The following is a 22,867-nucleotide window of genomic DNA, read 5'->3' as shown; positions in this document are numbered from 1 at the left end:
TGAGCTGGTTTTTGGGTATTTGTTATTCTGATCGAGCAGCTATTAATTATTATTTAGACTTAGTGTCTATTTAAATAGATTTTGTGTCAATTATTTTTGCAGCACAGCTTGTTCGATATTACACCCGCGAGTGTGGTTCAGCAGAATTTTGCTGAACCACCTTCCAGAATCTCGCTGTGTTTACGAAGTGATTTTAGACTGCTGGTCCAGCCACATTTTACCGCGTTGTTTGTTGAGCTCTTGAATAGAGTGGTTTTCTTGCGACACTCCATAACCGACGCGCCCATCATCCATCGTCCAGCGCATTAGTGCGATGTACAACATGGTGCTGACGTAACACACCCAAGGGGCGCCAACTTCTGAGGCGCCATAGAACTTCCAGACCTTACCGCGCACATCGGTGGCTTCTACTTCGTGGGTGCACGTAATTACGCCGGAGCGGATGGTGCGCATTTTCACGTCAGTCAATCCATAGGCTTTACCATCTTCCATGACATAACCGTGAGCGAGGCTTTGCTGGCTGCCGACAGGCTTTTGATAATCGCAACCTACAATCCAGTGGAAAGCCAGGTTTTTACCAAAGTGGGCGTGTATCCAGCCAATCGGTGGCATGTGGGTTTCGGGGCGAGGTCCCCAGCTATGGTCCATGGTTTCTACACAGTCGATTTGGTACTCTTTGCCGCGAAGTTTTAGGGTGCCGGTGATATGACCGGTTAGATCAAAGTGGCCACCGTAGCCTGTTCCAAATCCGGACCCTTCAACCTGGGATTCCTTGTTGGTGGTTGCTTTAGGACTTTGCTCCGGATCGTGAATGTCAAACGGCTCCATTAATCCCTTGAAGTCAAAGTGCACTTCCGTGTCATCAAACCCTAGGTAGTCGATACGGTAGTCTTTGGGGGAAGTTGTTTTGATAGATAACCCTTTTGGCGTGGTGATATCCGTCATTTTTTCAGGTGATGGCAGGTGCTGGTGATTATCGATATAAAGCGCCTCGGCACGGTTATCGGTCAGTCCGCTATAAATGCAAACATCTTGAGACATCACCCCTAAACCGTCGCGGATAACAACGTAAACGGAACCCAGCAGCCCTTCTTCAGGGATGATAAAGCTGAAATAGTTGGTCTCTGTCCAAAGGTAATCAGCGTCTGGTGGTGTGTGAAAGTGAATATCATCTTGTGTAATCATTGTGTTGTCCTCATTTGTTGGTGAGAGAAGTCATACCCCTAAAATCAGTAGTTGCCTGCTATAAGGGGCTTGCTGCTTGTGAAATCAGAACGTCGTTAATAGCTGGTATTTTTTCAGCATTGTCGATAAACCCTGTTTTTCTCAGCCAGGAGGTTTCCCGTTCCAGTTGACGCCGGATATACGTCTGGAGCTTGTTATCCAGCATTGAGCCTTTTTCGGGCATGGCGTTATCCATTAATGCCCTCAGCCCTGACTTGAGTTCTGGGGTCTCTTCTTTGATAAACAGAAAGTCGCTCCTTTCAAGATCCGGGTAGGAGAGCCCGGTGATGCTCTCCCACTGTTGAATTCCGCTGTCTGGCGACAAGCTTTTTGCCCAGTCTTTAAGGAGTGTGCGTGTGTCTTCATATTCCTGTTTGATGTAGTGAAATTCATGTTCCTGCACTTCGACAAGTAATTGCAGGGAAGCTGAAATCAGCGAGGCCTGCTCTTTTGCAAAAGGCTTGCTTTCCAGCTCGGGCAGGATGACTTCAACCAAGGCCTTGTTCATGCTTTGTAAATGCTGGTTAACATCTGGTTTCATTGGGTATCTCCATGCGAGTTGAGAAGCTGGTAAAGATCTGCCAATACCGAATACCCGAGACCTGTGCTGAAATTCATCATGACATCCAGGTGACTTTGTTTGTCTGCAGCGGCACGCGCATTTGATGCCGAACCTAAAATGGCGAGTTTGTAGAGGTTAAGTACGGTGTAGTAGTGAAGGCGAATGGGGTCGATAACTCGGCCGCTCAAGGCCTGATAGCTTTGGATAAATTCATCTCTGGAGGCAAGGCCGCATGCCAGCGGGTTTCCGTTTTCGTCCGGGGATGCGAAGCCAGAGAACAATACCCATGCGAGGTCTTCATGGAAGTCGCCGAAACGCGCAGTTTCCCAGTCAAGTATGGCCGTAATTTGCAAGCTTTCTTCATCAAAAAGAAAGTTGCCGTTGCGGTAGTCGTTATGAATCAGGCAAATGTTTTCAGCGCTGGGAAGGTTGCTGTTAAGCCATTGTGCGGCCATCGTAATAACGGGGTGTTCTTCGAAGCTGTCTTCTTCCCAAACGCGGCTCCAGTGGTTCAGGCTCAGGCTGGCGGCTTCGGTTGAGCCTTTCTCCGGCAAGTCGAATGACGACATATCATTCTGGTGCCAGTCGTGGTTGTGAATGGCGACAAGATAGTTAACAAATTGGTCGAATAATGGCTTGCGCATTTTATGAGGAAACCCTGCCCCTATGCCGCTGACAGCTCCTCCGTCTCCATGTGCCTGCGTGGGTTTGGCGACGCCTGTAACGAAACCGCAGACCATTGCTGAATTGCCCATAATTGAGCCGTCGGCATCTACCCAGTAAACATCGGGAACGGGAACGATATTCTTTGCTGCGTCCATTACCTGGAACTCTCTCAGTCGATGCGTTTCGGCGATAGACTCCCCCGGATTCATGCGGAGAATCAGGTTTTGTGGTTTATTGCCTGATTCTGTAAGGCGGATGAGTTCAAAGCGAAACATCTCTTTTGAGCCACCACCGGGCAGCCTCTTGAGATTATTTACTTCGAATGGCTCCGAGAGGTTGCTGGCGATAAATAATCGCAAGCGGTCAGTGAGTTCACTCAGAGAGGGGAGTTTGTAGTCTTCCCCCCGGCGGCGGATTAGTTTGTCTGTGAGAGCTTCGTCTACTGTCCGTTCCACCTTGTACTTTGAGCGAATGGCTTCGATGGTGTCATCATCGAAGTAACGTTTATTCATCATGTCCAGGATACTCTTCTAGTGCTAATTCTGATGCCGAACATCTTGCTTGCAGGTCTGGTGTCGAGACATTCGCGTGTTTATATGGACGTATTGTCTATATTAATTGATTGCTGTCAACAGTGTTTTGATAGTTGCGGTTGACTTTAATCTATTGATATATATAGTTTTAATTGGGTTTTCTGGTTGACGAATAAGTGTCTTTATGTCGATTTTTCTGTAAATTAAGTTTTTGATTGTTGTTGTTCTTGTGCGCACATTTTAGAAATTGGAGAGTTGTTTTATGAGTCTGTTAGGGTTTTTTTAGACAGTTTTACGCGAAACCGTCTTCCGGTATTTTTTAAGCTTATATTGATTTTTGTGCGCACAATTTGTTGGGTTTTTGTCAGATCTGTGAATAACGATATTAAGGGTTTGTTTTGGGTGTAAGAGGTGTGATTAATATACGAGGGGCAGGTCGTAGGGTGGTTCGGGGTTTTGAAACTCCGGAAATGCCAAGCCTGAATGGAGTTTATCGGTTGATTGCGGGCGCTTATATGATCTGGAAGCCCGCAGTTATGGAGTCGACGCGGTTTGGGTTTACTCTGGTTGTCACCTCTACCGGTGGCTTACGGTGCAGTTGAGAAGATAGCTTGGTGGCAGATATGGGAAAATGTGTCGATAAGTCGTTCGAGTTGTTCATCGTCATAATCCGAAATGTATTCTGCGCAATACATTTCGATTACGCGTGTCAGGACATCAGCAAGGATGTCGTATGAGACCCCTTCGGGTAATTTTCCTCCGGTGTTTTTATAAATAGCGTGTCGGCTTTGTGCGCATAATTGGTCCATCATTTGTTGGTGGAGTCTGGCTACATTCTGGTCGTATTTCGAGGTGTGAGTAATTGCTTCCAGGATGGCATGATGTTTTTTAAATGTTTTGAATATTCCTGATACAGTGCTTCGGATGTTGATATTCCCGGTAGGATTTTGGCTCTTTTCAAACCAGGTTCCGGCGCTATCAACGACATCTTTTGTAAGGTGTTGCATAAGTTTGGCGACTAATTCAGCCTTATCTGAAAAGTGTAAATAAAAAGTAGCACGAGCGATGCCTGCTTCTTTTGAAAGCTCTTCAACGGTCACTGAGCCAAAATTTCTGTTGCGTTCTATCAGGCTCTCCATCGCCATTAGTAGTTTGTTTTCTATGGGGGAGTCTGGCTCATTGGCGCGTTTAGGTTGCCTTTTGTGAGTCAGCTTTTGCTCATTTTTAGATGTAAAGGTTTCTGTTTGTTGAAGGTGTTCTTTGATGGCCTCTCTGATCCACTCTTGTTGGGAGAGTCGTGTGAGTCTTGCCCTTGCGGCGATGGCTTTTTTCTCAGACGGCGTTATAAGCGCCTGAATTCTGGTTTTTGGTTCGCTGTCTATGGGTGGATCTTGTTGTTCAAGCGGGGGGTGAGGGGATGTTTCCAGCAGTAGCTCAACGGCTTCTTTGATGGCAACGCCGGGAGTTTTGCCTATTTTTGCGCAATACTCTGCCCAGTTTGATTTTAATTCCTGCCCCAAATGGACATTGATTGCTCTGCTTTGCTGTGCCATGAGGTTTTCCGTCTGGTGTTGCGCTTTGTGCGCACACTTTATCGGAGTGGGCCTGAAGGGGCAATTTCCTATTTGTTAAATAGGAGAGAGATTGGGGTTATCTGAGGATTACTTTAGTTCTGGCATGTTGTGTTGATTCGCTAGGGCTATCACCTGTTTATAGGAGGGGCTACTCCACAGGGAGCTTGCTACGGGTGAGTGCTACTATTTGGCTTGAGCAGCAATTAATTTTCGAACTGCACGCGCCCTTTGTTGAGCACGACGCGGTCTTTCACCTTGGCATTGAATACCCACTCGCTGTCTTCCGTGCTCCAGAATTGGAAGGTGAATTCATCGCCAGGAATCACTGGACCGGTAAACTGGCATTCAAGCTGTTTTAGTTGCGCCGTATTTTTGCTGGTTGCTAGGCAGGCCGCCCAGCCAGCTATCCCGTAGCTACAGTAGCCGTGCAGTATTGGCTGCGGAAAGCCGGCGCTTTTGGCTATTTCCGGGTCAATGTGCAGAGGGTTCCAGTCGCCGGATAAGCGGTAAATGATGGCTTGTCCGGGGGTGGTGGCATACGAGAGGGTTTTGTCCGGTGTGCGGTCCGGAATCGCTACTGAGGGAGCGGGTGGTGCTTCGCCATCAAAACCGCCATCGGCGCGCAACATCAGTGTTTGCTCAAGAGTGCAGTAAAGATCATTTGTGTTGGCATCGTAGATGCTGCGTTCAACAATAATTATGGCGCCTTTTTCGGCACCGCGGTCATAGACTTGGCTGATTTTTGCTTTACCAATTACGCTGCCTTTGGCGGGCAATGGCTTGTGAAAAATAGCGTTCTGTCCACTGTGTACGAGCTTTGTCCAGGTGATGCCTGTGCCCGGGTTTTTAACCCATAAGCCAAGGGTTGAGAGGGTAACCGCAAAAGTGGGGACGGCGGTCAATTCCTTCTCATAAACATATCGTAGTTCATCTGTATTCAGAGGGTCTTTGCCAAGACCTAACCCCAGCGCGTAAAGAATAGCATCACGCTCGGTATACTCCTGGGCAACGTCATCAAATGTCCAGTTAAGTAAAGTTTCGGGGTTAATAGCCATAGCAGGTTTACCTGATAATTAAAGACCGTTGGGGGTGGTCGAGTCGATTAAACCGGATCCCAAGTGAATACATCGCCAGAGCGATGCAGCGGATAGAAGTCGTTTTCGAACATCGGGAAGACACGATCGATAACGGTTTCAGGGGTCCAGCCATCTGAAGTATGGGCCGTGCGAATAGGACGGCTTTGTGAGAATAGATAGATTTCATTGTTTCTCACGCCAAATACTTGGCCTGATACGTGTTTAGCCTGATCGGAACAAATGGCAACGGCAAAGGGTGCCAGACGCTCGGGAACCAGTTTTTTCAGCCCTTCTACGCGTTTTTGTTGTTCAGGTGTGTCTGTTGGGATAGAGCTGACCATTCGCGTCCAGGCAAAGGGTGCAACGGCATTGGAGCGAACGCCAAAACGCTGCATATCCAAAGCGATGGCTTTTGACATGCCAACTATGCCGAGCTTGGCCGCACAGTAGTTAGCTTGTCCAAAATTACCGACAAGGCCAGATGTTGAAGACATGTGTAAAAAGGCGCCGCCATTTTGCTCTTTAAAGTAAGGGGCTGCAGCGCGGCTCATGTTGAAAGTGCCTTTCAGGTGCACGTTAATCACGGCATCAAAATCGTCTTCAGTCATTTTATGGAAAATGACATCACGCAGGTTGCCCGCGTTATTGATGACGGCGTCGACACTGCCAAAAGTTTTAACAGTTTCTTCAATCATGCTGTGAGCGGCATCCCAGTCGGATACGGACTCTTTCAGTGCGATAGCATTACCGCCAGCGGCTTTGATTTCTGCTACCACTTCATCGGCGGGGCTTTCACCGGTGCTGTCACCAGTAAGCGAGACACCGATATCATTCACGCCAACGTTGGCGCCTGCTTCAGCCGCAGCTAAGGCTATAGCTTTACCTACACCGCGACCAGCGCCGGTAACAATGACAGTTTTATTTTCGAGAATTCCCATAGTTAATCACTCTTGAATTTAGTAGCGCTTGATTTAGTAGCTCTTCGGCAAGTCGAGAACTTTTTCAGCAATAAAGCAGCTGATCAGTTGCTCTGTAATTGGTGCGATGCGGGTTACGGTAACTTCACGCAGCATTCTTTCTACGTGATATTCCTTAGCGTAGCCCATGCCGCCGTGGGTCATTACTGCCTGGAAGGCTGCGTCGTATCCGGCGCGTGCGCCGAGAAACTTGGCGGTATTGGCTTCAGCTCCGCAGGGATGTCCGTTGTCGTATAACCAGGCTGCTTTCATGGCCATATTGTAAGCAGCTTCCAGATACATCCAGTTTTCGGCCAGCGGGTGCTGAATACTTTGATTCTGACCAATCTGGCGACCAAAAACTTCGCGTTCGCGGGCGTATTGCGTGGCTTTTTTCAGGCTCCACTGGCCAATGCCGATGGCTTCAACGGCGATCAAAACACGCTCAGGGTTCAGGCTGTGAAGAATGTAAGAAAAGCCTTTGCCTTCTTCGCCGATCAAATCTTCGTCAGGAACAAACAATCCATCAATAAAGGTGGAGTTAGAGTCGACACATTTACGCCCCATTTTGGGAATGCGAGTGACTTCGATTTTGCTGCGATCCATGTCGGTATAAAAAATAGAGATCCCGTCGGTAGGTTTGGCGCAGTCTTCAATTTTTTTGGTCCGCGCCAGCAGCATGATTTTGTTGGCAACCTGGCCGGTAGATGTCCATACTTTTTGGCCGTTAACAATGTAACCGCCATCCACTTTTTCGGCAAAAGTAGTGATTTGTGTCGTATTCAGGCCTGCATTAGGTTCGGTAAATCCAAAGCAGCATTGATCTTCGCCAGAAATCAGGCGGGGAATCCAGCGCTCTTTTTGTTCGGGGGAGGCCTTGACTACAATGGGGTGAGGTCCAAACAGATTGATATGGACTGCTGAAGTGGCTGCCATACCGCCGCCGTGGCTGGCGACTTCATGCATCATAATGGCGGCCTCGGTAACGCCTAATCCTGATCCGCCGTACTCTTCTGGCATGGTGATGCCCAGCCAGCCAGCGTCTGCCATGGCTTTGTGGTAGTCAACAGGAAACTGGCCATCTTCATCTCTGGCCAGCCAGTATTCCGCATCGAAGCGACGCATAATGGCAGCTACGCCTTCACGTAGTGCCAGGTGATCTTCTGATATAGAAAAATCCATAAGCTTTTACCTTGTGTTTATGGTTTTGAAATAATGGCGAGGTCGTCTGGGGTTGTCTAACGTTTTCCTGTTTCTGCCAAGCGCAAACTAACAATATAAAGAAGCGCCATCTTACCTCCAATTTATGTGGAGATCTTCAGGCTGGTTTCCTCTGATTATGTGAGAATCATGAGTATTAGGTGCTTAATATCTGCTCCGTTTTGTGCTATTTGCCCGGGAGTCCCGGGTGCTGCAGAGGTGTACAGATGCCTTTTACCCACAGTTTTTTCACTAAATTACAATAACATAATGAACTGTACAGTAGCAAACTAAAAAACAATGCCACTCCCTCACGATTTTCTGCTGAAGAGTAAACTCCTGCTGGCATGAAAGTTCGGTCGCTGATTATAGCGCAATATTTGCCGTTTTTGTGCTCAAGTTGGCGCTCAAGATGGCTGGTTTTTATCAGTTGAAGCCATATATCTATTGGTTTGTAGGGGGTGCAAGCTGATATGTCAGCAGGTACTATAATGCTGTTGGTTGCAGTTGTTTGTTGCGAGTAATTAATATAACGAACTTTACAGTAGCTAACTAATTTTTTATGATAGCCGCCCTGAAATTGAAGTGCTTGTAACGACTGTCTTTCGTGTGCTTTTTATATCTTGTGCCTGTTATATCTTGCGCCCAGGTTTATAAAAAGTTTTGTTTTTTAGTGTCTGGAAGAAGCGTTATTAACTTGAGTCTTATTAATAAAGGGTTTATCCATGAGTGATTTGCAAGATAAGGTAGTAATTGTTACCGGTGGCGCCAGCGGTATTGGCGGAGCGATTGTTAAACGGCTTGGTGCGGACGGTGCCAAGGTGGCACTTTTTGATATTAACCCTGAAGCTGGTGAAAAAATGATCGCTTCCTGTGAAGGGACTATCAAGTTCTTTCATGCTGATATCACCAGTCTTGATGCGGTAGAGACCGCGGTGGAAGCTGTTGAGAACGATCTTGGTCCGGTCTGGATGCTGGTTAACTGTGCCGGCTGGGATCAGCCCGCTCCGTTTTTGTCTACAGGTCCGGATTTGTGGCAAAAAATTGTTAACCTTAACCTGTATGGCCCAATCAATATGCACTATGCCGTTTGCAAGCGTATGGCCGAGCGCAAAGAAGGGCGCGTGGTTAATATTGCTTCCGACGCAGGGCGTGTTGGTACCAGTAATGAAGCGGTTTACTCGGCGTGCAAGGGCGGTACCATTTCTTTTACCAAATCTATGGCCCGCGAGCTGGCTCGCAGCAACGTGCTGGTGAATGTTGTGTGTCCTGGACCAACTGATACGCCTGCTATGGCTGCAGTTGTGGGTACTGGTGAAGAAGCCGAGAAGTGGAAAGATTCCATGGCTCGAGGTATCCCGCTGCGTCGCATGGGCACACCGGAAGATTATGCTGGTATTGTCGCCTTTTTTGGCTCTTCAGACGCTGATTACATCACAGGTCAGACCATCTCTGTGTCTGGCGGTTTAACGATGAGCTAAACCTCGTTTTTTTAATTTATAGAAGAGTATTGCTATGTTTGTAACATTACCCTATCAAGATATTAAATATGAAATCCGTGACCACGCTGCCTGGATTATCATTAATCGACCTGAAGTGTATAACGCGTTCCGGGGGCAAACCGTTGAAGAACTGATACACGCTTTTCTGACGGCAGCCAGTGATAAAAATGTCTCCTGCGTAGTTCTGACGGGTGCGGGCGACAAAGCTTTTTGTACCGGTGGTGATCAGTCCAATCATGAAGGTGATTATGATGGTCGTGGCGTTGTTGGTTTACCCATTGACGAACTGCAGTCGGCGATTCGCGATATCCCCAAGCCGGTAATTGCGGCAGTCAATGGCTTTGCCATTGGTGGTGGTAATGTTTTGGCAACTATCTGTGATATGACGATTGCCGCTGATACTGCCCAAATGGGTCAGGTAGGCCCGAAGGTGGGTTCTGTTGATGCCGGTTTTGGTACTGCATATCTGGCGCGCATCGTGGGCGAAAAGAAAGCGCGTGAAATCTGGTTTATGTGCAAGCGTTATACCGCTCAGGAGGCGCTTGAGATGGGGCTGGTTAACAAGGTGGTGCCTGCTGCGGATCTTGTGGCTGAAGTGACTGCCTGGTGTGAAACGATGGCTCTGCATAGCCCGACAGCAATGGCTATCGCCAAACGATCTTTCAACGCAGACACTGAGTCCATACGAGGTTTGGGTGGGTTTGGTTTGCAAGCTGTGAAAATGTATTACGATACTGAAGAATCCCAGGAAGGGGTTAATGCGTTCAATGAGAAGCGTCAACCTGATTTCCATAAATATGTGAAGTAATGAAGAAACGTTAAGCCATTTCAGGATTAGTAAAACGCGATGAAAAATATCACTTTAGAAGTTCGTGAAGACGGTATCGGGGTTGCTACTCTGAATATGCCGGGAAGGCCGCTTAACGTATTTTCAGAACACATGATGGAAGACCTTGAGACTGTCCTGGAGAGAGCCTCAAGTGAACTTAAAGGTCTGGTTCTGCGTTCGGGCAAGAGCACGTTTGTTGCCGGTGCTGATCTGGTGATGATCAAGGATTTTGCCAATATGCGGTTTGATGCAGACTGGCAAACCATGCGTGATCGCTTCAGTCACCTTGGCAAGCTGTTTCGACGTATAGAGAAAGCGCCGATTCCTGTTGTGGCCGCAGTCAATGGCCTGGCGCTGGGAGGCGGACTTGAGTTGGCAATGTCGTGTCATGCTCGGGTCTGTGTCGACACACCAGCGCCGATTCTCGGGTTGCCGGAAATTATACTGGCTCTTTTGCCGGGCGCCGGGGGGACACAACGGCTCCCTCGCTATATCGGTATTGAGCCCGCTATGAAAATGCTGCTTGATGGTGCTCCGGTGACACCCCGGTATGCTTTGGAAATGGGGCTGGTTGATCAGGTGGTTGCTGAGGATGAGTTGCTGGAGAAGGCAATTGATCTTGTTAAAAAGATAGAGCCAAAAGCCAAGTGGGATGACGCTTCCTGGTGCTTGCCGACAGGAGATCAAACCTTGCTGGAGCGCAACGATTGGGCGCAGTACTGCCGTGACGTCGGTGGCTGGAGCGGACGCCAGCATGACCTCTACCCGGCAGTGGAGGCTATTATCCGCTGCGTGGGCGATGGAGCAGGTCTGCAAATTGATAAAGGTTTTGACGTTGAATGGGATATTTTTGTTGATCTTATGAGTGACCCCATTGCAGCGAATATGGTTGTGACTTGTTTTCTGAACAAAACCGCAGCGCCCAAATGGGCGCACAATTATATTGCGCCTAATGCTGCCAGGCTGGAATCTCTGGCGTGGTCTTCTGTTGAGCCGATGCCAAAAGGTGTCTCCCGCAAAGCCGAGATCAAAAAACCTTCCGAGGCGGCTATTGTTGTATTTGATGCCGGGCAGGCAGACCTCTCCGGTGATCTTGATGCTGATTCCTGTATTGAGCTGTGCGAGGCAAGAAGGGGGGGGGAGTCGACACCGGGAGTTGGTGCGATCACCTACCTGAGCAGTCTGAAATTTGCTGAAGCGGTCGAGGTTTCAGCGCCGGAGGAACTCAGTGCAAGCGCTTTGGATCTTGCCATGGCAATGGGCAAAATACCGGTGTGGACTTTCGCGAAAGGTGGCCTGAAGCTGATAGTTTCGGCTGTTCGGGATGCGGTAGAGCATAGTGGTATGTCGGTTGAGAAAGCCGCGTGTGCAGCCAAAGCCGTGGATGCGGATGTCCTTTTTGATCACGTGTGCGGGCATGTTGATGTTGGCGTGGTAAGTGGTGAGGATCGCGTAGCCGGGTTAAATTTATTGGCATCTATTGCGATGGAAATCTGGCGACATTGCGATGATCGCTATGAAGAAACCGATGTTCTTGCAGTACTCGGTGCCGGATGGCCAAAATGGACCGGCGGTCCAATAGCTTATCTTGCCATGTTGCAGCGAGATGAGTTGAGTGACTATGCTGTTTCACCTGAAGTGACAGAGTCAGTCAAGCAAATCAAGCACGCACTAAAAATTAAAGCCAGCTATAACGTCAGCCCAGCCAGCCACGGGCACCTATGACCAATCATCTGCCAGCTATTGGCGATCTAGAGGCGTTACTGGTTGGGGGTGGCTCGGTCTATTTGTCGGGTTGTGCGGCAGAGATTCCCGGGTTTGAGAGGATAGCGCTGAATTCTGAAAATAACCCGCTGAATATCAGCGGGATTTTTCTTCCGGGAATCAATAAGTGCAATTATTCCACGCTTGCCAATAACGCGCGCTGTCAAACGTATTTTATGACACCTCAAATGGCGGTTTCTTCAGTGGATGGCGGCGTCAATTACTGTCCCTGGCGCTATCGGGAAATTATTCGCCATTATCTCTTAAACCCGGTTGATGTTGCTGTGGTTATGCTAAGCGAGCCCGATGCAGAGGGATTTTGCAGTTATGGTGTAACCTCCGATTTTGCGCCGTTTATCTTGCCTGCCGCAAAAACCAGGGTTGGTATTATCAACAGCCAAATGCCATATATTCCCGGAGAAAAAATTGCTTTTGAAGAGCTGGATGTTGTTGTCAGGGTTGACTCACCTCTGATAGAGACTGCTGCGGCCAGGATTGATGATGTAAGTCGGCAGATCGCTTGTAATATCGCAGGTTTTATTGAGAATGGTGCAACCTTACAGCTTGGGCTGGGCAGTATACCTGGTGCGGTTGCGAGTGTTATTCAGGACCGTCGAGGCCTGAAAATTCACTCGGGTCTGATTGAAGCATCGGCTCTGGAGCTGGATGCTGCGGGGGCTTTGTGCCCGGATACGCCTATACTTGGTGGCGTTGCTCTTGGCACTAAAGATTTTTACGATGCGCTGCACAACAATAACAGGGTTTCTTTTCGTTCAGTTTTAACGACTCACGATGTCGACTATATCGCCTCTGCCGATTCATTTGTTGCTGTGAATGGCGCGCTACAGGTAGATTTGCTTGGGCAGGTGAATTCTTCAGTGTTGCCCAAGGGCTATATTTCTGGCCCTGGGGGGTTACCTGAGTTTGTCGCAGGTTCTTTGGCTTCGGAAAATGGCCGTTCGATTATTGCTCTTAATGCCACTGCCAAATCGGGAGAAATCTCCCGTATTGTTCCTGTGCTGCAGGGTTGTCAGCCATCAGTTTCTGCCTTGGATGTGGATGTGGTTGTTACCGAATTTGGGGTGGCAGAGTTGAGAGGCAAAGGATTGTCGGAGCGCATTGCCCGGATGATTGCAATTGCTGATCCCGCGCACAGGGATGCTCTTGCTGAGGCGGCCAGGACAGCGTTTTAGTCACTGCGTTTCTCGATGCAGCCGATTAGGGGTGGCAAAGCTGTTGCCGGAGATAGTTAACTAACGTATAGTATGTATGTGTCCATTTAATTTGGTGGTTGATTCTGATGATAGAGCGTACTTTATTCAATGCTGAACATGATATGTTCAGAGAGAGTGTAAGAAAATTTATTGAGAAAGAGATTGCTCCTTACCATGCTCAGTGGGAAAAGGATGGCATTGTGCCAAAGGATTTGTGGCTGAAAGCGGGTGAGGCAGGGTTGCTCTGTTGTACTATCGCTGAAGAATATGGCGGATTTGGTGCTGATTATCTTTATGATGTTATCGTATTTGAAGAACTGTTCAGGTCGGGTTATTCCGGCCCGGGTTTTTTAATCCACACAGATCTGGTGGCCACCTATATAAACTCGTTTGGAACTGAAGCGCAGAAGAAGAAATTCCTTCCAAAAATGGTGACCGGTGAATGGATTGGGTCTCTTGGAATGACCGAACCTCATGCGGGCAGTGACCTGAAAGCTATTCGCACCAAGGCTGTTCGGGACGGCGACGATTATATTATCAATGGCCAGAAGGTTTTCATCTCCAACGGTCAAATGTGTGATGTGTTGGTGCTGGCTACCAAAACTGATTCCGAAGCAGGTGCTAAAGGTGTCACTCTGTTCCTGATCGAAGGTGATATGGAAGGCTTCAAGCGCGGCACCAATCTGGATAAACTGGGTATGAAAGCCCAGGACACTTCTGAATTGTTTTTTGAAGATGTTCGGGTTCCCGCAGCTAATATGCTGGGCGAAGAAGGACAGGGCTTTGCCATCATGATGCAAAAGCTTGCCCAGGAGCGCCTTGCGCAGACTATTCGCAGCGCGACCGTCACAGAAACAGTCATCGAATGGACGCTTGAGTATACTTCTCAGCGCGAAGCTTTTGGTAAGACTATTGCTGATTTTCAGAATACCCAGTTCAAACTGGCTGAGTTGAAAGCTGAAGCGGTTGTCGGACGTGTCTATACAGACAAGTGTATCGAACTGTTTATGGAAGGTAAGCTGGATCCGGTTGATGCTGCGATTGCAAAAATGCAATTGAGCAACCTGCACTGCAAGGCTGTTGATGAATGTCTACAGCTGTTTGGTGGTTGGGGTTACATGTGGGAGTATCCTATTTGTCGTGCTTACGCTGATGCCCGGATCGTTAAAATTGCCGGTGGTTCAATAGAGATCATGAAAACGATCATTGCCAAGGATATGCTGAAGCCTTACAAGAATAAGTAGTATCCTGATCAATTGTTTTGATCTGATAAAGATGGCATACGGTGGTATGCCATCTTTTTTTTGGGTGCCCATTTTCAAGTTGATTTTAGTTTTATGATGTTTTACTTGATTCATATAGGGATACAGGTGAAAATTATTGAATCTGAACTGTACGCTTGCATACAGTATTGGTGTGAAGCGTCCTGCAGTATTACAGGTAGGCATCTGGCAAATAAAAGGCTCTGGTAAACAATATGAAGAAGAAGTCGTTGAATTTTGAGAATGCTCTTCCGGGGGATGATGTGAAGAGTGATGAGGACTGGGTGATTAGTATCGGCTTTTTGATACACGACTGTGCCCGGCTTCGCCGGATTGTTCTTGATGAAAAATATAAACCTCTCAATATCACCCGCTCTCAGGCATGGTTGCTGGCATACTTGTCGAGAAGTGAGGGTGTGCCCCAGTCCGCACTTGCTGAATTGATGGGATTGGGGAAGGTGGCTCTGGGCGGCCTGATTGATCGTCTGGAAGCTAATAAGCTGATTGAACGGCGATCCGACCCTTCAGATAGGCGGGTCAATAATATTTTTCTGACGCCCAAGGGTCGTACAGTGGTGGGGAAAATGCGCCAGCTAACGCTTGAGGCGAATGAAGATATATTAAAGGATATTAGCCTGGAGGATGTGAAGCATAACTATCGAATGCTGAGCCAGCTGAAACATAACCTGCAAAATATCAAGAAATCGCTGGAGCGGTAATCGCCGACGAATTTGTTGCATTAAAAAGCCCTCGCTATGGAGGGCTTTTGTTTTTCAGTGTGCGGTATATTACTGAAATCAGAGTGGCGCTCAATCTGCCTTAGGGGATCAGTACTGCTTTTACGCATTTTCCTGTATGGCTATCCACGACCGCTTCGTTGATTTGATCCAAGGTGTATGTCTTGCAGAGTTTGTCAAAAGGGAAACGACCTTCCATGAACATATCCACCATCTCTGGTATGAATTTGGATGGGTTAGCATTGCCCTCGGTTATCCCCATAACGGTAATACCCATGGAGAGCATATACATCACGTTAAAGCTTACATTTGGCTGGTCTGGCCCCGGAATCCCAACCAGCCCCAGAGTGCCTGCCGGAGCCAGAGAGAGGGTGATACCCTCGATCACATCTTGTCGAGCACTGGTATCGAAACCATAATTCACGCCTTCAGGTTTGATTGCTCTAATAGCTTCCGTCAGATTTTCTGTGTTCAATGGGTCAATGACATGTGTTGCGCCAAGGGAGAGAGCCAGCTCCCTGCGTGCTTCCTGAGGCTCAACCACAATAATAGTACTGCACTGTTGAACGACGCCACCCATTACGGCACTGAGGCCAACACCGCCGCCGCCAGCTACCACCAAGCTACTGCCGGGTTCACAGGCCATTGCCTTGATAATACTGCCTGCGCCCGTTTGGATACCACAACCCAGGGGCCCGAGCATTTCTATTGGTGCATCGTTGCGAACTTTTACGGTATTGGATGCACTTGCCAGGGCATAAGTGCCGAAAGATGATTGCCCGAAGAAATGGCTGGCGAGATCTTCTCCATTCTGGTGATAAGCTTTTGAGCCATCTTCACGCATACCGGCAAGATTTTGGGGGACAAAGCCTTCCTGGCAGTAGCTGGGAAGATCATTATTACAGGCACCACAATGACCGCATGATACGAAGGAAAGTACCACATGATCGCCTGGCGCCACATGGGTGACGCCACTGCCGACTTTCTCGACAATACCTGACCCTTCGTGTCCTAGCACTGCAGGCATAGGGAATGGCAGGTGCTGCTCTTTGGCGGCGAGATCTGAGTGGCAAATGCCGACACCAGAAATTTTGACTAATACCTCGTTTTCTCTTGGGTCGTCCAGCTGGACTTCTTCAACGGAAAACTCTTGCCCTGGGCCACGAGCAATGGCCGCTTTAATGTTGTTCATGATCATCCTCTTTTTTTAGTCAAGCTTGATGCAAACAGACTTGGATTCAGTATACATATTGATACCTTCTTCGCCTACTTCACGACCGATACCGGATTCTTTGAAACCTCCAAAAGGCATGGCTGGATCAACAACAAAGTAACAATTGGTCCAGACAGTACCTGCCTGAAGAGAATCCGCGAGTTTGTGGCACGTATTGATGTTTTGAGACCAAACATTAGCTCCCAGGCCGTAACAGGAATCATTGCCTAACTGGATAGCTTCTTCAATGTTCTTAAAGGGGGTTGCTGTTAGTACCGGGCCAAAAATTTCTTCCTGGAAGACTTTCTGGTCGGCTGATGTGTTGGCCAGAATCGTGGGTTCGACAAAATAACCCTCATTCAGCCCGCCGTTGCCTCCGCCGGTTACAATCTCGGAGCCTTCCTCTCGACCGATATTGATGTAGTCCATGATGCGTTTCTGCTGTTGTTCGGAAACCACAGGGCCAATCATGGTCTCCGCCTTCATGCCGCTGCCCATTGGTAGCGACTTGGCTACCTGAGCTACTCCCTCTACGACAGCATCGTAAACATCCTCATGAACGAGCAGACGAGAGCCGGCAAAACAGATTTGCCCCGAATTGAAAAATATCGACATGGCTGCGCCGGGAATTGCTTTTTCCAGGTCTGCATCAGGCATGATAATGGTGGGTGATTTGCCGCCCAGCTCCAGGCTGACTCGCTTCATGCTATCAGCGGAGGTGCGAAGTATATGTTTGCCAACATTTGTTGAGCCGGTAAAGGCGACTTTATCGACATCCGGGTGGCTAATAAGCGCCTGCCCCGCGGTGTGGCCGTAACCAGTGACAATATTCAGAGCGCCTTCCGGTACGCCTGCTTCGAGACAAAGTTCGCCGAGCTTTAATGCTGTCATCGGGGTAACTTCTGACGGCTTTAATACCATTGTGCAGCCGGCAGCCAGTGCTGGGGCAATTTTCCAGGCGGCCATTGCCATGGGGTAGTTCCAGGGAACGATAGCGCCAACGACCCCTATTGGCTGGCGAAGGGTGTAGGCGTGATAGTGGCTGCCATCGCCGGAGACAGGCAGGGTTTTACCGCCCAGCTTGGAGCACCACCCTGACATATAGCGGAATATTTCAGCTGCAGACGGCACGTCGACCATTTTTGCCAAATGTTGTGGCTTGCCGTTATCGAGGCACTCGAGCACTGCCAGCTCATCGGCATTTGCTTCAATCAGATCCGCAACGCGGGACAGTATTTTGCCGCGATCCAGGGGGCGCATACGCCGCCAGGCGCTGCTTTCGAACGTTCTTCTCGCTGCTTTTACAGCCAAGTCTATATCTGCTTCTGAGCCACTTTCGATCTCACTGAAAGCCTGTCCGGTTGCGGGGTTGGTAATGGTAATTTTTTCTTCCTGGCTGGCGCTGACCCATTCGCCACCAATAAGCAGTTTTCTGGTAGGGAGCAAAATGTTTTCGGGTATATTCATTTGGTGTTCCTGTCTAGCTGCTCGTCATGCGGGCTATAATTGTAACGCTCATTTAGTCTTGTCTGACAATGCCGTGACTGGAATCAAGGAACTTGTCAAAGTGAATTCTGTGTTCGTTAGCGCCCAATTCTTTCAGGGTTTCGGTAGACGCATCAATCATGGGTGGTGGGCCGCACATATAGATATCGGTTTCTTCGGAAATATACTGTCCGGCTGCATTTGCTATGGCTGTGTTGACGAATCCACGGTAGCCTTGCCAGCCACTGTCTTCAGGTTCGTCAGATAGCACAGGAATAAAACAAAAGACACTGTTCCATTTTTGCTCCACTGCTTTCAGTCGCTCAATGGCATACAAGTCGGCTTGGGATCTGGCTCCAAACAGCACCACGCAAGGTTTGCCGGGAGGGTTTTTTACAGCCTGTTCCAGCATGCTGACAATAGGCGCCAGACCGCTGCCACCGGAAATGCAAAGCATGGGGCCGCTGCCTTCTCTTAGCCAGAAATTGCCTGAAGGTCCGTGGATTTTGAGTGGAGCGTCATTTAGCTGGTTGTCGAATAGTTTGCCTGTGAATTCGCCGCCGGGAACCTTGCGGATAAACAGGCTGATGGTTTTGTTGCCGCTATTTTCGGGTGCCATTGCAAAGGAGTAGGAGCGGGCGCCGTAAATTGAGTGGGTACTTAACTGTACGTATTGTCCTGCATCAAAATGAATAGGTCTGTCCAGTTCGACTGTTACCTGTTTGATGTCATGTGTGATATCGACCATTTTAACAATGCGGCCTTCAAAGTCTTCCGGCGGTGTTAGATGTTTTGACTCAAAGTCTTCGATTTCCAGCTCCACATCGGTTTTTGCGACAGACTGGCAAGTGAGGATGTAGTTGTTTTTCAGGTCCTCTTCGGTGAGGACGTAGGCAAAATTGGTTAGCTCACGAATTTTACCGTTTAGCAATTTACACTTGCAGGTGCCACAGGTGCCCACAGTACAGCTGTGAGGCATTGCCAAGCCTTTCGCAAGCCCTGATTCAAGGATCGAGATCTTTCCTGTAGTGTTGAATTCAATGTTGGCGGGTGAGATGTGAACGGTTTTTTCCTCGGAGGAAAACTTAAATAAACGCCGTAATGACACTGCTTTATTCCTCAAATAATAAAGAAAGTTTTTATTGTTATCTTTTTTTGTTGGTTATTTATGGGTTGTGAAACCGCCCTGAATTCAAGGCAAGTTTGTCAACCGTAAGCAAGATATTGATGGCTGTCAATACAGTTTTATGTTCGCTACCTTTTGGTTAGTTACCGTACTAAATAACTGGTATAATCTGACGTTCGGGAGCAGCGCTGTATTGCTTTAAAGAGCGCGACTTTGCTACCTTGCGGGAAAAACCGGTTGCTTAAAAAAAATGCCACATATAAAGTGTGGCGAAGCTTGAGTTGGATGGATTGGCCGGGTTTGTCAATAGATATTTTCCTGATAATTTTGTCATTTATTCAATAGATTTAGTAGATTCTAAGAAGAGAGGTACGTTCAATGCTGTTTGATAAAAATGCCCTGTCGGGTAAACGGATTCTGGTAACTGGTGGTGGCACTGGTTTGGGCAAGGCGATGAGCGAAGGGTTGTTGCAGCAAGGAGCAGAAGTCTATATTTCCGGACGTCGTGAAGAAGTATTGCAAACAGCCGTTAACGAGCTGGAATCCATTGCGCCGGGGCGCATTCATTACCGCATTAATGACATTCGTGACCCGGATTCGATTGATGAGATGGTCAACTCTATTTGGGAAGATGGCCCCCTGACTGGTCTGATCAACAATGCGGGTGCGAACTTTATTTCGCCTACTAAAGATATTTCTCCTCGCGGTTATCGTGCTATTTGTTCAACGATTATGGATGGTAGTTATTATGCGACAACTACTGTCGGTAAGCGTTGGTTGAAAGAGGGTTTGCCGGGTTCTGTTCTCAGTAATCTGGTCACCTGGATCTGGACCGGCTCTGCCTATGTTGTTCCCGCTACCATGGCTAAAACGGCTATTCATGCCATGACCATGTCTCTGGCCGTGGAGTGGGGCGGTGCGGGTATTCGAGTAAATGCTATGGCTCCAGGCCCTTTCCCTACAGAGGGTGCATGGGATAAATTAGACCCTACTGGTAAAGGTATTGGCGCTACGGATTCTTCCACGATTCCACTAGGTCGTTTTGGTAAAATGCCGGAGTTGCAGAATCTGGTGGTGTTTTTGATGTCTGATGGCTGTGACTATCTCACAGGTCAAACTATCGCGATTGATGGTGCACATCATCTGGCCGGGCACAGCACATTTGCGGGTCTTTCATCGATGACTGATGAAGACTGGCAGAGTGCTCGTGAGGCTATCCAGGCTTCTGTTGCTAAAGAAAAAGAAAAGCGTTCGGTATAACGGAGCAGAGGAAGAGTTATGGAATTTCGAGCATTTGAATTCTCTGTTGCGAATAATGTTGCACACATCCGCTTAAATCAGCCGGAGCTGGGCAATCCGTTTAACGCGCTTTTTTGTGAGGAGTTTAATGAACTCTCCGTTCTTTGTGGGGAGAATAGTGACATCGGTGCTGTTTTTATTGATGCCGCTGGAAAAAACTTCAGCGTTGGTGGTGATATCAAGGAATTTGTTGTAAAACCGGAAGAACTACCTGCCAAGTTCAAGCGTATGACTGCAAACCTTCATATGGGTGTGGCCCGATTTGCCCGAAATGATGCACCTGTTATTGTTGCTGCTCATAATCTGGTAGTTGGCGGAGCGCTTGCACTGATTGCCGGTGCTGATTTTGTCTACGCTACACCCAAAACCCAGTTTTATGCTGCTTTTGCCGGTGTTGGTTTGTGTGGTGATACCGGTGTTTCCCATTACCTGCCAAGACGGGTTGGCAGTCGCAAGGCAACCGAGTTTTTGCTCCTGAATGAAATGTGGAGCGCTGAGAAGGCAGTTGAAAATGGGTTGATTAACGGGGTGGTCGAGCAGGAGCAGCTGAAAGACCACTGTATGAAGTTGGCAGACAAACTGGCAAAGGGGCCGACCGAAGTATATGGGCGTATGCGTCGGTTGTTGCTCACGTCTTTCAATCAATCTCTTGAAACCCAGTTAGAGATGGAGGCTTTAGGTATGGTTGAGTGTGCCAGATCCGAAGACGCATTGAGTGCGATGCAAAAAATAATTGATAAGTGATTCACCGATAACTATAACAATCTGTTTGAAAAAGTATTAGAGGTAGATATGTGGCCCTATCCAGAAGTTAGAAACGTCGCGGACATGACGCGTTATAACGCCCGGAATTATCCGGACAAACCCGCTTTGTTGTTTGAAAATAATGTTATCAGTATGTCCTGTTTGGACAAGATGACAAATCAGTTTGCCAATGGGTTGATTGACGCAGGTGTCAAACCGGGAGACCGTGTTGTTTTTTACGGCAGTAATTCTGACGACTTTCTGATCGCATTACTGGGGGCCGCCAAAGCGTCTGCAGTGTTTGTTCCGTTGAACTGGCGGCTGGCTGTTGAGGAATTGCAGGGCGTTCTTGAAGATGCAACGCCTGCGATGGGTCTTGTTAATTCCGAGTTGTCTGAAACCTGGGCGGCAGTAAACAAATTACTGCCTTTTAAATTGCAAACAAAGTTTGTCACGCCCGGCGTGCCTGAAAGCAACCCCTTTCGGGAATGGATTGGCAAGTTTAGCGACGAAGACCCAATGCTGGAGTGCGGTCTGGACGATCTGGCCTGGATTCTTTACACCTCGGGTACTACCGGGAAGCCGAAAGGTGTGGAGTTTATGCACAGCGGCATCATTTTGATGCGGATGTGCGAACATTTTGAGCCCGCTTACACTTGGGATGATAATGATACGCTGCTGTTTGTTGCGCCAAACTTTCATTTGTTGGGTATTGGTCTGACGATCCAGGCCCTCTTTAATGGTGGCACCATTGCGGTTGTAAAAGCCTTTTCACCGAAGTTGGTGCTCGAAGAAATTCAAAGCAAGAAGCCCACTATCCTGGCTGTCGCACCAGTGATGATTCAGATGTTGATTGAGGATCCTGCCGCCGCAGATAGTGATTTCAGTAGTATTCGCGAAGTGGTTTATGCCGGTTCCTCGATTTCCCTTGGCGTCATCAAGAGGGCTCTGGAGTTTATGCCTTGCCGGTTTATGCAGTTCTATGGCTCGACAGAAAGCGGCGGCGCTATTACGCTGCTGCGCCCTGAGGAGCATGACTTGTCTAACGAGAAACGCCTGACTTCCTGTGGTAAACCGTTGCCGCTGATCGATATTAAGGTGATGACTCCAGACGGTGTTGAGTTGCCTGATGGTGAGGCTGGTGAAATGTGGATTCGTGTTCCCAGTATTTCCAGAGGTTACCGGAACAAGCCGAAAGCATGGTCTGAAGTCTACGATAATGGTTGGTTTAAGTCTGGCGATGTCGCTTATCGTGATGAAGAAGGCTTTTTGTATATTGTTGACCGCGCCAAGGATATGATTGTTACTGGTGGTGAGAACGTCTATTGTTCTGAAGTCGAAAACTGCCTTTCCTTGCATAAAGCGGTGCAGCGCGTAGCCATTATTGGTGTTCCCAGTGAACGCTGGGGTGAAGAAGTCAAGGCTTGCGTAGTGCTGAATGAAGGCTATTCAGAGTGCGGAGACGAATTGATCACTTACGCAAAAGAGCGACTGGCAGGATATAAATGCCCGAAATCGGTTGATTTCTTTTCGGCACTGCCGCTCGGCGGTACAGGGAAGGTGTTGAAAAGGGAGTTGCGTCAACCTTACTGGGATGGTCAGGAGAGAAACGTATAAAGTCTTTCAAGAGCAGATGGTTAGCGTATTTTTTTGGATTTTTTACGCTAAATTCTCTGGCTATTTCAAATTAGGATTGGATGAAAGCCGCGCTTCATTTTTTTGTATTAATGATGCGTGGCTTTTTGCTAATATAAATTCTGTTATATTTAAGACCTCTACGTTAATCCCAGAGATCTTAACTGCTAGAGTCCGCTATACAGTTCGAGTTATGATGGGGTAGTTGCCCTCAAGCCGGTTTCCAAATGTCGGCAGGAGGTAAACTGCAAGAAATACATCAATGT

General features: G+C 48.2%; 19 protein-coding genes. 9 read left to right on the top strand and 10 right to left on the bottom strand.

The features are described from left to right. Window positions 1-180: 180 nt before the first annotated feature. The 7 genes from H7A02_08360 to H7A02_08330 form a co-directional block, all read right to left on the bottom strand. Window positions 181-1,185, bottom strand: a complete 1,005-nt coding sequence (locus tag H7A02_08360) for a hypothetical protein (GenBank protein MCP5172261.1) — start codon at window positions 1,183-1,185, stop codon at window positions 181-183. Between the two features lie 58 nt (window positions 1,186-1,243). Then, on the bottom strand, window positions 1,244-1,765 hold the full coding sequence (locus tag H7A02_08355; protein MCP5172260.1) for a hypothetical protein: 522 nt from the start codon (window positions 1,763-1,765) through the stop codon (window positions 1,244-1,246). Continuing rightward, window positions 1,762-2,967, bottom strand: coding sequence for a phosphotransferase family protein (locus H7A02_08350; GenBank protein ID MCP5172259.1), 1,206 nt, complete (start codon window positions 2,965-2,967; stop codon window positions 1,762-1,764). The genes H7A02_08355 and H7A02_08350 overlap by 4 nt, the downstream gene beginning before the upstream one ends. 605 nt (window positions 2,968-3,572) lie before the next feature. After that, window positions 3,573-4,538 carry a TetR/AcrR family transcriptional regulator gene (locus H7A02_08345; protein MCP5172258.1) on the bottom strand — a complete coding sequence of 322 codons (966 nt, stop codon included), beginning with the start codon at window positions 4,536-4,538 and terminating at the stop codon, window positions 3,573-3,575. A gap of 224 nt (window positions 4,539-4,762) precedes the next feature. After that, window positions 4,763-5,614, bottom strand: coding sequence for a MaoC family dehydratase N-terminal domain-containing protein (locus H7A02_08340; protein ID MCP5172257.1), 852 nt, complete (start codon window positions 5,612-5,614; stop codon window positions 4,763-4,765). Window positions 5,615-5,661: 47 nt separating this feature from the next. Then, window positions 5,662-6,573 (bottom strand): SDR family NAD(P)-dependent oxidoreductase, encoded by a 912-nt coding sequence (locus H7A02_08335; protein ID MCP5172256.1) that lies wholly within the window; start codon window positions 6,571-6,573, stop codon window positions 5,662-5,664. Window positions 6,574-6,606: 33 nt separating this feature from the next. Then, on the bottom strand, window positions 6,607-7,773 hold the full coding sequence (locus tag H7A02_08330; GenBank protein ID MCP5172255.1) for an acyl-CoA/acyl-ACP dehydrogenase: 1,167 nt from the start codon (window positions 7,771-7,773) through the stop codon (window positions 6,607-6,609). Between the two features lie 743 nt (window positions 7,774-8,516). Here H7A02_08330 and H7A02_08325 point away from each other — a divergent pair. The 6 genes from H7A02_08325 to H7A02_08300 all read left to right on the top strand — a co-directional run bounded on the left by H7A02_08325 (window position 8,517) and on the right by H7A02_08300 (window position 15,081). Then, the gene (locus H7A02_08325; protein ID MCP5172254.1) at window positions 8,517-9,272 is read left to right on the top strand and encodes an SDR family oxidoreductase; all 756 of its coding nucleotides are present in this window, start codon (window positions 8,517-8,519) and stop codon (window positions 9,270-9,272) included. 34 nt (window positions 9,273-9,306) lie between these two features. Beyond that, a complete protein-coding gene (locus H7A02_08320) occupies window positions 9,307-10,101 on the top strand; it encodes an enoyl-CoA hydratase/isomerase family protein (GenBank protein MCP5172253.1) in 795 nt (264 codons plus the stop codon). A gap of 39 nt (window positions 10,102-10,140) precedes the next feature. Continuing rightward, complete coding sequence (locus H7A02_08315; protein ID MCP5172252.1) at window positions 10,141-11,847, top strand: enoyl-CoA hydratase/isomerase family protein; 1,707 nt, start codon at window positions 10,141-10,143, stop codon at window positions 11,845-11,847. Next, the gene (locus H7A02_08310) at window positions 11,844-13,079 is read left to right on the top strand and encodes an acetyl-CoA hydrolase (GenBank protein MCP5172251.1); all 1,236 of its coding nucleotides are present in this window, start codon (window positions 11,844-11,846) and stop codon (window positions 13,077-13,079) included. Before H7A02_08315 ends, H7A02_08310 begins: the two co-directional genes overlap by 4 nt. Window positions 13,080-13,186: 107 nt before the next feature. Beyond that, window positions 13,187-14,344 carry an acyl-CoA dehydrogenase family protein gene (locus H7A02_08305; protein MCP5172250.1) on the top strand — a complete coding sequence of 386 codons (1,158 nt, stop codon included), beginning with the start codon at window positions 13,187-13,189 and terminating at the stop codon, window positions 14,342-14,344. Between the two features lie 233 nt (window positions 14,345-14,577). Beyond that, on the top strand, window positions 14,578-15,081 hold the full coding sequence (locus tag H7A02_08300) for a MarR family transcriptional regulator (protein MCP5172249.1): 504 nt from the start codon (window positions 14,578-14,580) through the stop codon (window positions 15,079-15,081). A gap of 100 nt (window positions 15,082-15,181) precedes the next feature. Here H7A02_08300 and H7A02_08295 read toward each other — a convergent pair whose 3' ends face one another. From H7A02_08295 to H7A02_08285, 3 genes are read right to left on the bottom strand one after another with little or no spacing between them, the layout of a single operon-like run. Beyond that, window positions 15,182-16,291, bottom strand: a complete 1,110-nt coding sequence (locus H7A02_08295) for an NAD(P)-dependent alcohol dehydrogenase (GenBank protein ID MCP5172248.1) — start codon at window positions 16,289-16,291, stop codon at window positions 15,182-15,184. Between the two features lie 15 nt (window positions 16,292-16,306). Continuing rightward, window positions 16,307-17,779 carry an aldehyde dehydrogenase family protein gene (locus tag H7A02_08290; GenBank protein MCP5172247.1) on the bottom strand — a complete coding sequence of 491 codons (1,473 nt, stop codon included), beginning with the start codon at window positions 17,777-17,779 and terminating at the stop codon, window positions 16,307-16,309. Window positions 17,780-17,831: 52 nt separating this feature from the next. Then, window positions 17,832-18,905, bottom strand: coding sequence for a 2Fe-2S iron-sulfur cluster binding domain-containing protein (locus H7A02_08285; protein ID MCP5172246.1), 1,074 nt, complete (start codon window positions 18,903-18,905; stop codon window positions 17,832-17,834). A gap of 396 nt (window positions 18,906-19,301) precedes the next feature. Here H7A02_08285 and H7A02_08280 point away from each other — a divergent pair, with 396 nt between their 5' ends. The 3 genes from H7A02_08280 (at window position 19,302) to H7A02_08270 (ending at window position 22,583) form a co-directional block, all read left to right on the top strand. Next, window positions 19,302-20,183: an SDR family oxidoreductase gene (locus H7A02_08280; protein MCP5172245.1), complete on the top strand. Its 882-nt coding sequence runs from the start codon at window positions 19,302-19,304 to the stop codon at window positions 20,181-20,183. A gap of 18 nt (window positions 20,184-20,201) precedes the next feature. Then, complete coding sequence (locus tag H7A02_08275) at window positions 20,202-20,966, top strand: enoyl-CoA hydratase/isomerase family protein (GenBank protein MCP5172244.1); 765 nt, start codon at window positions 20,202-20,204, stop codon at window positions 20,964-20,966. Window positions 20,967-21,050: 84 nt separating this feature from the next. Continuing rightward, complete coding sequence (locus H7A02_08270; protein MCP5172243.1) at window positions 21,051-22,583, top strand: AMP-binding protein; 1,533 nt, start codon at window positions 21,051-21,053, stop codon at window positions 22,581-22,583. Window positions 22,584-22,867: the final 284 nt, after the last annotated feature.

The sequence above is a fragment of the Pseudomonadales bacterium genome, from assembly GCA_024234435.1.
GTDB lineage: Bacteria > Pseudomonadota > Gammaproteobacteria > Pseudomonadales > Porticoccaceae > JACKOF01.
Note: the sequence above shows the minus strand (reverse complement) of the source record. Positions and strands in the feature narration are given on the sequence as shown.